The organism is Arcicella sp. BE140, from assembly GCF_031456255.1.
GTDB classification, from domain to species: domain Bacteria; phylum Bacteroidota; class Bacteroidia; order Cytophagales; family Spirosomataceae; genus Arcicella; species Arcicella aquatica.
This window is the reverse complement of record NZ_JAVDUE010000004.1, coordinates 334,872-345,779: the sequence shown is the minus strand read 5'-3', so window position 1 is coordinate 345,779 and position 10,908 is coordinate 334,872. Positions and strand designations below refer to the sequence as shown.

Genomic DNA, 10,908 nt, shown 5'->3' with positions numbered 1-10,908 from the left:
GAAAAACCCCGAAAATTGCCAGTATTGACACTTTTTCGGGGTTGTTTTTTTGTAATATATTGATAATTAAATATTTACAACATTAAAGGAAAGCCTATCTATGCTTGAGGGACATTCTCTTCCTCAGTAACAAATTGAATCCCTTCGTATATATCACCTAAAGTAATTGATGTTTCTAAGGCTGGTAATTGAATTACGTCTGCCAATTTATCAAAAAAGTTAAATTCAAACGTTTGAGAATTTTCTTTTCGCTGATAAAATTCTACCAAAGCTGTATTTTGATGCACCATCAAATAATATTGTAGCGAAGGTAAAGCAGTATATTGCCTAAATTTTTTATTTCTATCTACCTCCTGTGTACTTTCAGAAAGTACTTCAACAATCAGTACAGGTTCTGTTACATGTCGAATATCTTTGATAGTATCAGAAGCTGAAACAACAACATCCGGATACCGATAAATTCTTCTTTCTCGAACAATAGTACGAACATCGTGTCCAAACATTCTGAATCCTTTTTTTCTCAAAGTTTTTTGCAAGGCTACAACGAAATTTTGGGCAATTTCATTGGCATCTAACGTTTCTCCAGGCATAGGTATTAATATCCCGTCTTCATACTCATGACGGATTTCTGAGTGATTCTCAATTTCGAAATACTCCTCAACGCTATATATTCGTGCTGAAACTTCTATTAAATCGCTCATTGTAGATGTTAATTAATGTTTTTAAAAACATAAAAAGTTTATGAATAATAAGAATGAGAGACATTACCTCAAAAACTTATCGCTCATAAACTAAATTAATACTTTTTATCTATAAAGTCAATATCAACCTAAAACCACTGGACCAGCTTGATTGATACCAGACACATAACATTCAGAGCCAATACCTACTTTAGCAAATCCGTCTTGCATGGCTTTTCCAACTCTGTTTGCCGTAAATAAATCCTTCGACAATGCAAACATTGATGGCCCTGAACCAGAAATAGAACAGCCTAAAGCTCCATTATCTAAAGCAGCATTCTTCACGTCGTCAAACTGAGGAATCAAGATAGAACGAATTGGTTCAATGATAACATCCACCAAACTTCTCGAAATCAAATCATAATCTGGCAGCATAAAACCTGCAACCAAACCCGCTACATTTCCCATTTGAGTAATCGTATTTTTCAAAGAAATTTCACGCTTCAAAATATTACGGGCATCCTTAGTATTAACTTCTATATGTGGATGAACAATGGTCGCATACAATTCTTTTGGAGTACGCAACTGAATAATATCAAGTGGGTCATACGAGCGAATGACAACAAAACCACCCATCAAACTTGGGCCGACATTATCAGCATGAGCAGAGCCACAGGCAATGAATTCGCCTTCCATCGCAAAAGGAAGTAAATCTTTTTGAGCTAAAGGCTTACCAAGTAATTCGTTTGCTGCAAAAACGCCAGCTACAGCCGAAGCCGCCGAAGAGCCTAAGCCAGAACCAAGAGGCATTAACTTTTTAAGCTCCATTTCAAACCCTTGCCCTTCTTCACCAATCGCTTCTAAAAATTTAATAATAGCAATACCAGCCGTATTTTTTTCAGCCGCCAAAGGCAAACGCCCTTCATCGCCTTCAATCTTTAAAATTTTGACACCCTTTGTATCAGATTTTCTTAATATGATTTCGTCGCCCGGGTTATCTACGGCAAAACCGAAAATATCAAAACCACAAGCCACATTCGCCACCGTAGCAGGGGCAAAAACTTTTATTGAATTTGTCATATAATCAAAGACCTACTTGTGTTAAAAGTTGATCTAATTCTTTTTCATGAATATTCTCTTGCTCACTTTTGTCATAAATCGTCAAGAGATAAATCGTTTCATTTACAATTTTCACACAAGTAATTACTCTTGCGCCACCTGATTTGCCTTTTCCTTTAACTGTAATTGCCATTCTTACTTTATGGCAATCTTTACCTATTGAAACACCTTGAAAAGCATTCTCTTCTAAAGAGTCTAACAGTTTTTCAAAGTCCATATCAATTGATTTGTACTTTTTGAAAAGAGGCTTAAATGCTTTTTTAAACGAGGGTAGAATAACAACTTTCATTAGGCCTCATTTCTAATTTCAGTTAAAAAATCTCGCGCAGACTGCAACTCAATCTTACCCTGCTGATGCAAATCAACTTGTACTAACGCTTCTTTTAAGTCCTTAACAAATTCTCTTTGTTCAGAAGTAAGTCGCTTTTTAGTCTTCTTAGTACTGCTGTCTTCCTTTACTTGGAAGTGCAAAGTCTTCGCTAATTCCTGAATTAACGTAATATGTTTGGGCTGAACATTTTCTAAAATAAGGTTCATAATCGTAAGATTTTAACTGTAATTAAGCCAAATAACTCCCAATCGCAACAATATCTGCAAATACGCCTGATGCCGTTACTTCTGCTCCTGCTCCTGGCCCTTTAATCACCAAGGGGCGGTCATGATAACGTTTTGTGGTGAATGAAATCACATTGTCAGCACCATCCATCATATAAAATGGATGTGTTTTTCCAATACTTCTTACACCTATCGTAATCTTATTGTTTTCCAACGTAGCAATGAATCTCAATACTTCTCCTTTTGCTTCGGCTTCGTTTACCATTCCTTCAAAATAACTATTAGATACTTCTAACTCCTTGAAGAAATCTTCTACCGTAGGTGCTGTTTCACAATTCTCTGGCAATAATTTCAAGATTTCTACATCTTCTGGTTCAAGACGTAAACCAATTTCTCTGCCTAAAATCAAAATCTTACGAGCTACGTCCATACCACTTAAATCTTCACGTGGGTCTGGTTCTGTATAGCCTTTAACTTTCGCTTCACGAACGATGTCGGCAAATTTTACGCCTGCTTTGAAATTATTGAAGATATAAGATAAAGTACCAGATAATACACCTTCTATCTTTTCAAACCTATCTCCCGACGCAATCAACCCTTGTAAAGTATTAATAACAGGTAAGCCTGCTCCTACGTTGGTTTCATACAAGAACTTCACTCCTTTTTTCAAGGCTGTTCTATGCAATAGAGCATAGTCGTCATAACGACCAGAATTGGCTACTTTATTAGGTGTTACTACCGAAATATTGGCTTCGAATAAGCCTAAGTAGTAATTATGAATCTCTTTATTGGCTGTACAATCTGCAAAGATTGAATTAGGTAAATTTAATCTTTTTGCTTCTTCTACAAATGCCCATATCTCAGCAGGTTTTCCTTTTCCATCACGTTCTTCTTCCCAATTTTCCATCGGAATTCCTTGTGCATCAATCAGCATTTTCTTAGAGTTCATTACTCCTACTAAATTAACCTTCAAGGCTTTGTATTTAGAAAGATAATTTTCTTGTCCTTGTATTTGTTCCAAGAGTGCTTTTCCTATCAAACCTGTTCCTACTAAGAAAAGGTTCAATGTTTTTGCTTGCGAGAAGAAGAAAGAATCATGGATAACATTCAATGCTTTTGAAATGTCTTTCTTCTCAATTACTACTGAAATATTTAATTCTGAAGACCCTTGGGCTGTCGCCACGATATTAATACCGTTCTTTCCTAATACCGAAAACAATTTACCACTGACACCCGTATGACGACGCATTCCCTCTCCTACTACGGCTATTACCGAAAGGTTTTCTTGAATGTCAATACCTTCTACATCTCCATCAGCAATTTCAGTTTTGAACTCATTTTCTAATAACGCCTTTACTGCTACTGATGCAGAAGGTTCTATAGCAAAACAAATAGAGTGTTCAGAAGATGCTTGAGAAATCAGGATAACCGAAATTTTGTGTTTTGCTAATACTGTAAATAGTTTAGCAGAGACACCTGCAACACCAATCATTCCCGAGCCTTGTAAGTTGACCAAAGCCAGATTATCAATCGAGCTGATACCTGTAATGATGTATTCAGACGATTCGGCAGTACGGTTAACAACCGTTCCGATAAAGTCTGTATTAAATGTATTTAAAACCCTGATTGGGATATTTTTTGTAAAAGCAGGTTGTAATGATGGTGGATAAATCACCTTTGCCCCAAAGTGGGTCAATTCCATTGCCTCCGCATAAGTAATCGTTGGAATGGTAAAGGCATTTTTCACCTTTCTAGGGTCAGCAGTCATCATTCCATCTACATCCGTCCAAATTTCAATTTCTGAAGCATTCAAAGCCGCCCCGAAGATAGAACCTGTATAATCAGAACCTCCACGCCCCAATGTTGTTGTTTCTCCTTTTTCGGTTGAACCAATAAAGCCTGTAATCAACTGAAGAGACCTTGTTTTTGAAAAATGTTCCTGAATCAGGCGATTGGTCACTTCAAAATTCACTGCTGCCATGCCAAAATTGGCATCAGTTCTTATTACCTTACGGGCATCTAAAAACTGACAGTCAACACCTTGAGCATGAAGAATTTCATGAATTAATGTGGTTGAAAGTCGCTCTCCAAAACTTACAATCAAGTCGGATGTTCGGGCAGAGATTTCACGAATCAAAGAAACACCTTTCAGTAGGTCTTCTAATTCATTAATAATGGTACGAATATTAGCAAATACTTTCGACTGAGATTTTACGTCAATTAATGCACGTACAACTGTGAAATGACGGTCTTCAATTCCCTTTACAATGTCGAAGTAAGATGTATCATTCGTAGAAGCTAAGTCTCCTGCTTTCAACAATTGGTTGGTTACCCCTCCCATTGCCGAAAATACGGCTGCAATTCTTTCCTCTTTAGCTTGCTTGCTTTTAATAATCCCTAATACTGCTTTGATACTTTCAGTAGTACCACAAGAAGTTCCTCCAAATTTTAAAACTTTCATAATGATTTAATTGATTGAGTGGTATGGGATGAATATTTTCCTCCTATATTCACTCCGACTGCTTTACAACAGCAGGTTTTTTATTTGATAATTTTATGAGCGACAAATATACCAATACTCTACTAGTTTTAAAGAATAAAGGGCAGAATCTTACTTAGATTTATCGCGATTCTTGATAAAATTCATTCAAAGTCATTGTTGACTTGAATATTGTTTTGGTGTAATCTTAGAAAATTTCTAACCAATTGATTCCTTCTGATCATTTTCCAAAGCCATTTTCATTTATTAGGAGGTTGTAATGGTTATAAAAAAGAAAAAAGCTCCACATTGAATGTGAAGCTTTTCTGAAAATTTTATTTTTACACATTACTACCACTTATACGCTACAGTAAGTGATAACATTCTTGGTGCTATCGGATTCACAGAGTTATCGTCATGAATATTATAGCTCATTTCATTTAGAATATTGGATACTTTCCCTCTCACTGAATACTTTTTGAAATTGTATCCGATACTTGCATCTATTTGTGTATAAGCATTTACTGCAATCAATTTAAAAGCATCGTTCGCAACAGTTAATCTTGTTGAGCGACCAGCAACTCTTTCTCCAAAATACATTGCTGTTAATCCAAGATTCAATCCTTTTAATTTAGTGCCCGAGAAGGTATAATAGATACTCGAATTGGCTGTATGATTTGGATTGTATCTTAATAAACTGCCTACGATGTAAATATTACTTTTAGTATATTTTGTTTCGTTATAACTGTAACCAGCCATTAATGAAAACCCTAAAAATGGCTTACTTTTCAAATCAACTTCAACTCCTTGGCTAGTTACTTCACCTGCTAGCTCTTTGATATTAGTATTGCTATTAGCTTTACCGTCTTTATCAAACAATGCTGTTTGAGCCAAATTACTGTTTTTGATTTGATAAACCGTAACGTTTGCAGAAACTAAACCATTGAACAATTCATTTTTCATACCCAATTCTACTTGGTCAATCAATGATGGTTTCAAAGCTGTTCCATAAATATCAACACCAGTATTCAAGGTAAACGAATTTGAGTAACTACTGAAGAAAGCCATACGCTTGTTCGGTTGATAAACCAAACCTAAACGTGGAGAAAGGGCATCATCATAAGCAGAAGACTCTACCGTTGCATTTGTTTTTACAGTTAGTACAGAACTTTTTGTTTCTTGATAGCTATAACGTAACCCAGCTAAGAATTTGAATTTATCTGAAAAACTTATCAAATCTTGAGCATAAACACCAGCACGATTCACAGGTGCAGTAGTAATTGTAGTAGTTGCCAAGTTTGGTCTATCGCTACGTTTGTCGATAATTTCAGCACTAAATACATTGATGGTGTCATAAACTGCTGAAGTAAATGATGTAGTTTTAGTATTATAGCTATCAACATCAGTACCTATCAAAACATTATGTTCAATTTTCCCTGTTTTGAACTGCCCTGTTAAATCAACTTGCCCCATGAAATATTTTTCATCAACTTCTGAGCGTTGGATACTTCTTACCAAGTTACCATTTGCTGCAATGGTAGTTGGGCGAGTTGTAGCAAATAATTCACTTTGATAAGCTCTATAAGCACCAGTTCCTGAAATTTTCCAGTTATTATTAATTTGATGATTGATGGTAACGTTAGCAGATTGTTGTTTAATGTCGAAATAAGACCATTTTACACCGATGAATTTTTCACGAGGTAAATCTGTAATAACATAATTAATAGCCCCAACACCAAAATCAGCAGTTCTACGGTCTTTCATATAGTCTCCCTCTACGATAATTTCAGTTTTATCACTCAATTTGAACAATAAAGAAGGATTAACATATACTCTTTCTGAATTTACATTTTCACGGAAACTATTCCCTTTTTCATAAGTACCATTGATACGATAAGCTACATTTTTACTTCCAAGTATAGAACCGTATAAGTCGACAGTGGGTTTATAAAATTCATAAGAACCTAAACGCATTGAAACCGACCCACCCGATTCAAATTTTGGTTTTTTAGTTACTAAGTTTAAAATACCACCTGCTGCAACGTTTCCGAACAAGATGGCAGTACTTCCTTTCATGATTTCAATTTTTTCTATTGAAGACATTTCAGGTAAAGTTCCATTAAAATATCTAGCTCCATTTTTAAAAGTATTTGAACTTCCAAAAGCAAAACCACGTCCTGCAATTTCTTCTTGATAACCACCCGTATTCCCCATGATATACACGCCGTTGGCATTCATTAAGGCGTCACTTAAACGTAATACTTGTTGGCGTTCCAATACAGTTCTATCAATTGTGGCCACTGCTTGCGGTAAATCCATTGGTTTAATAGCAATTTTACCAATAGTTACGACTTTCTCATTTGCCGATTGGACACCCATTACAGTTACCTCAGATAGTTCATTTGACCCTTCTTCTAAAGAGAAATTGGTTTCACTTACTGCACCGGCTTTAACATTTACTTTACTTTCTAGGGTTTTAAGCCCTACAAATTGCATCACTAATGTTACTTGTCCAGCATTTATATTTTTAATGAGAAACTCGCCATCTTCGTTAGAGACGGCTCCTTGTTTTGTTTCCTTAATACTAATATTTACAAATTGAATGGGTTCGCCGCTTTTATCAGTTACTTTTCCTTTAATACTTCCAGTCTGAGCAAAAGAAACAGCACTTCCAGCAACTAAAAAAAGAATTACTAAGTAGAAAGATTTAATAGAGTTTTTCATGTTTATTATTTTATTTGGACTAATTCTAAGCATTTAATCAAAAAATATATTTGTGATAAGGGGTTTTGGCCAACAAAAAAAATTGACTAAGAAAATCCTTTTTTATCGGTTATGAATTATAAGAGTAGGTTTAGAGGCTATTTAAGATATTTTCTTCTAATGAGCATATCGCTTTCTTCAGCGCTCAATTGATTTGTGATTATTTACTGACGCAAAATTATAGCCTATTTAGACTAAATACAAACAAACGAAATAATTTATTTAGACTTAATTTAAACAATAAGCAATAACGTACTTTAAATCAATCATTTAATATCAAAATGAATTATAAATAATGATATAATCCTTACAATTTTAGTGTTGTCGGGAGATTAATTAACCCAAAATTAACCTACAGTTAACAAGCTTATTTTTTGTCGAACCTAGTTTTGCAGAAAAAAAAGAAATGAAAAGAACATTCCTATCCCTTTCCCTCTTACTAACAACCCTATTAATAAGTTGCAATAAAGATGAAGCAGAGTTTTTTGTAAATGAAGATGCTGCTACTTTTGCAGAAATAGGAAGCATTGATATTGGTGATGTTGGTGCAGCAGAGATTTCGGCCTATGACCCTCAAACCAAACGTTTATTTGTGGTGAATAATGGCACAGTCAATAAAATCGATGTAATTGATTTTGCTGACCCAACCAACATGAAAGTCATCAGTTCGATTAGCATGGCACCGTATGGTGGAGCAGTAAATAGTGTTGCGGTTTCAAACGGTAAATTAGCAGCAGCGATTGAATCACTGAATAAGCAAGAAAATGGTAAAGTAGCAGTATTTAATACAGCTGACTACAAGGAAGTAAAAGTAATTACGGTAGGTGCTTTGCCTGATATGATTACTTATTCACCAGATGGGAACTTGATTCTGACGGCCAACGAAGGAGAACCAGATGCTACTTATAAAAATGACCCTGTTGGTTCTATTTCAATTATTTCAGTAAATGATAATTATTCGGTAACAACGTTAGATTTTTCTGGTTTTGCAAGTCAGCAAACAGCTTTAATGGCTAAAGGACTTAGAATATTTGGCTTAAATGCTACTTTTGCGAAAGACATCGAACCTGAATATATCGCAGTAGCTGATGATTCAAAAACTGCGTGGGTGACGCTTCAAGAAAATAATGCTATCGCAAAATTGAATCTTGAAACTAAAACGATTACGGCTATTCTTCCTTTAGGTTTCAAAGATTATGGTGTGGATGCGAATGCTGTTGATATTAGTGATAAAGATAATGTTATCGCACTTAGCAAATGGACTAACATTAAAGGAATGTATCAACCTGATGCTATCGCTTTTATGCAACATGCAGGTATTCCTTATTTATTTACTGCTAACGAAGGTGATGCTAGAGAATATGATGCTTTTTCTGAAATCAAAAGAGTAAGTGCTTTGAAATTGGATGCTACTGCTTTCCCAAATGCCGCTGACCTTATTAAGGCTGAAAAAGCAGGTAGATTAAACGTAACAACTACTTTAGGTGATACAGATGGCGATGGCGACTATGATTTTCTTTATTCTTTAGGCGCTCGTTCCTTCAGTGTTTGGAATGGTAATGACGGAGCATTGGTATTTGATAGCAAAAATGAGCTTGATACCAAAGTAATTGCTGTCCCTAATCTTTATGATGATACAAGAAGTGACGATAAATCTGTAGAACCAGAGGGCATTACAGTAGGCACTGTTGGTAACAAAAAAGTAGCCTTTATTGGCATGGAACGTGTTGATGCGGTAGCAGTTTATGATGTAACAATCCCGACAAGCCCTATATTTTTACAAATTTTGAAATGCGGAGATGCTCCAGAGGGCGTATTATTTATTCCTGCGAAAAATAGCCCTACCCAAAAAAGTTTGCTAGTAGTTAGTAGCGAAAACGATGGTGTAATCAAGGTTTATAAGCCAAATACCCTATAATTTTACTGAGTCTCTAAATATTTTTTATTAAAACCATACGTTTAGTTAAGGCTAAAAGTATGGTTTTTTTTATTTATTGTAATTAATATCGCCCATAATTAAACCCATTCGATAAAGTTTTTGTTTTATATTTATACTGTGCAAAAAAAATAGCACTCAATTTTCATCAATTCCAACTTAAATATGATTGGCTATCGTTTTTCAGAATATATTCCTCAGGAAGCCGAAGACGGCAAAAAAGCCAAATTCGACCAGCTCTTAGACATTTTTAATCAACTAGTTACCATGACTGCCGGCAATGTTTCAGAGGCTTTAACATGGTTGACTTCGTTAGATAAACAATATAACCTTACTGATAATTCATACGGAATAGCCGATTTTATTGATGACTTGAAATCAAAGGGCTATATCAAAGAAGAAAAAAATGAAGAAGGTGAGGAAGAACCAATCCTTACTTCAAAAGGTGAGCAAAGTATCAGAAAGCAGTCGTTGGATGAAATTTTTGGTAAATTAAAGAAAACAGGCTCAAACGGGAACCATAGAACGCCCTATCAAGGCACTGGAGACGAAAACAATACCGACCGCCGAGAGTTTCAATTTGGAGATGCGATGGACCAAATCGCAATGACGGAATCTATCAGAAATGCACAAATCAATAATGGTGTAGAAAATTTTATGTTGACTGAAAACGACCTAGAAATCGTTGATAAGGAATATAAAGCCCAGACTTCTACCGTTTTGATGATTGACATTTCACACTCGATGATTTTGTATGGCGAAGATAGAATTACTCCTGCTAAAAAAGTTGCGATGGCAATGGCGGAGTTGATTATGACAAAATATCCAAAAGACACTTTGGATGTTATTGTTTTTGGGAACGATGCTTGGCAGATTCAAGTAAGAGATTTACCTTATTTAGAAGTTGGTCCATATCATACTAATACTGTGGCAGGGTTAGAACTAGCCATGGATTTATTGAGAAGAAGAAAGAATAAAAACAAACAAATTTTTATGATAACCGACGGCAAACCTACTTGCTTAAAAGAAGGGATTCGTTATTATAAAAATTCATTTGGCTTAGATAAAAAAATACTAAACAAAACGTTAACCTTAGCGGCGCAGTGTCGTCGTTTAAAAATTCCAGTAACAACTTTTATGATTGCTCGTGACCAATATCTAAAGGAATTTGTACAAGAATTCACTAAGATTAATAACGGACGAGCATATTATTCTTCATTAAAAGGACTCGGAGAGTTTATTTTTGAAGATTATGAAAAAAACAGAAAGAAAGATGTGAGGTAATTTAGCTATTAGCTTTGAGCGGTAAGCTTTGAGATTTGTTGTTAATTAGTTTGGAAGAGAAATGTTTTCAAATTAACACATCTTCAAATTTT

Annotated in this window: 8 protein-coding genes; 2 read left to right on the top strand and 6 right to left on the bottom strand. The window is 35.1% G+C overall.

The window, feature by feature from the left end; translation table 11 throughout:
• Nucleotides 1–98: 98 nt before the first annotated feature.
• The 6 genes from J2Y60_RS09620 to J2Y60_RS09595 all read right to left on the bottom strand — a co-directional run bounded on the left by J2Y60_RS09620 (nucleotide 99) and on the right by J2Y60_RS09595 (nucleotide 7,557).
• The gene (locus J2Y60_RS09620; RefSeq protein ID WP_309920199.1) at nucleotides 99–701 is read right to left on the bottom strand and encodes a Uma2 family endonuclease; all 603 of its coding nucleotides are present in this window, start codon (nucleotides 699–701) and stop codon (nucleotides 99–101) included.
• A 123-nt stretch (nucleotides 702–824) separates the two neighbouring features.
• Complete coding sequence (locus J2Y60_RS09615; protein WP_309920202.1) at nucleotides 825–1,760, bottom strand: homoserine kinase; 936 nt, start codon at nucleotides 1,758–1,760, stop codon at nucleotides 825–827.
• A gap of 4 nt (nucleotides 1,761–1,764) precedes the next feature.
• Nucleotides 1,765–2,088, bottom strand: a complete 324-nt coding sequence (locus tag J2Y60_RS09610) for a type II toxin-antitoxin system RelE/ParE family toxin (RefSeq protein WP_309920206.1) — start codon at nucleotides 2,086–2,088, stop codon at nucleotides 1,765–1,767.
• Nucleotides 2,088–2,336, bottom strand: a complete 249-nt coding sequence (locus J2Y60_RS09605; protein ID WP_309920208.1) for a hypothetical protein — start codon at nucleotides 2,334–2,336, stop codon at nucleotides 2,088–2,090. Before J2Y60_RS09605 ends, J2Y60_RS09610 begins: the two co-directional genes overlap by 1 nt.
• A 22-nt stretch (nucleotides 2,337–2,358) precedes the next feature.
• Nucleotides 2,359–4,815, bottom strand: a complete 2,457-nt coding sequence (thrA, locus tag J2Y60_RS09600; protein WP_309920211.1) for a bifunctional aspartate kinase/homoserine dehydrogenase I — start codon at nucleotides 4,813–4,815, stop codon at nucleotides 2,359–2,361.
• Nucleotides 4,816–5,184: 369 nt separating this feature from the next.
• Nucleotides 5,185–7,557 carry a TonB-dependent receptor gene (locus J2Y60_RS09595; RefSeq protein ID WP_309920213.1) on the bottom strand — a complete coding sequence of 791 codons (2,373 nt, stop codon included), beginning with the start codon at nucleotides 7,555–7,557 and terminating at the stop codon, nucleotides 5,185–5,187.
• Nucleotides 7,558–8,002: 445 nt separating this feature from the next.
• Here J2Y60_RS09595 and J2Y60_RS09590 point away from each other — a divergent pair, with 445 nt between their 5' ends.
• Nucleotides 8,003–9,514 carry a choice-of-anchor I family protein gene (locus J2Y60_RS09590; protein WP_309920216.1) on the top strand — a complete coding sequence of 504 codons (1,512 nt, stop codon included), beginning with the start codon at nucleotides 8,003–8,005 and terminating at the stop codon, nucleotides 9,512–9,514.
• A 183-nt stretch (nucleotides 9,515–9,697) separates the two neighbouring features.
• On the top strand, nucleotides 9,698–10,816 hold the full coding sequence (locus J2Y60_RS09585; protein ID WP_309920219.1) for a VWA domain-containing protein: 1,119 nt from the start codon (nucleotides 9,698–9,700) through the stop codon (nucleotides 10,814–10,816).
• The last annotated feature ends 92 nt before the right edge of the window (nucleotides 10,817–10,908 follow it).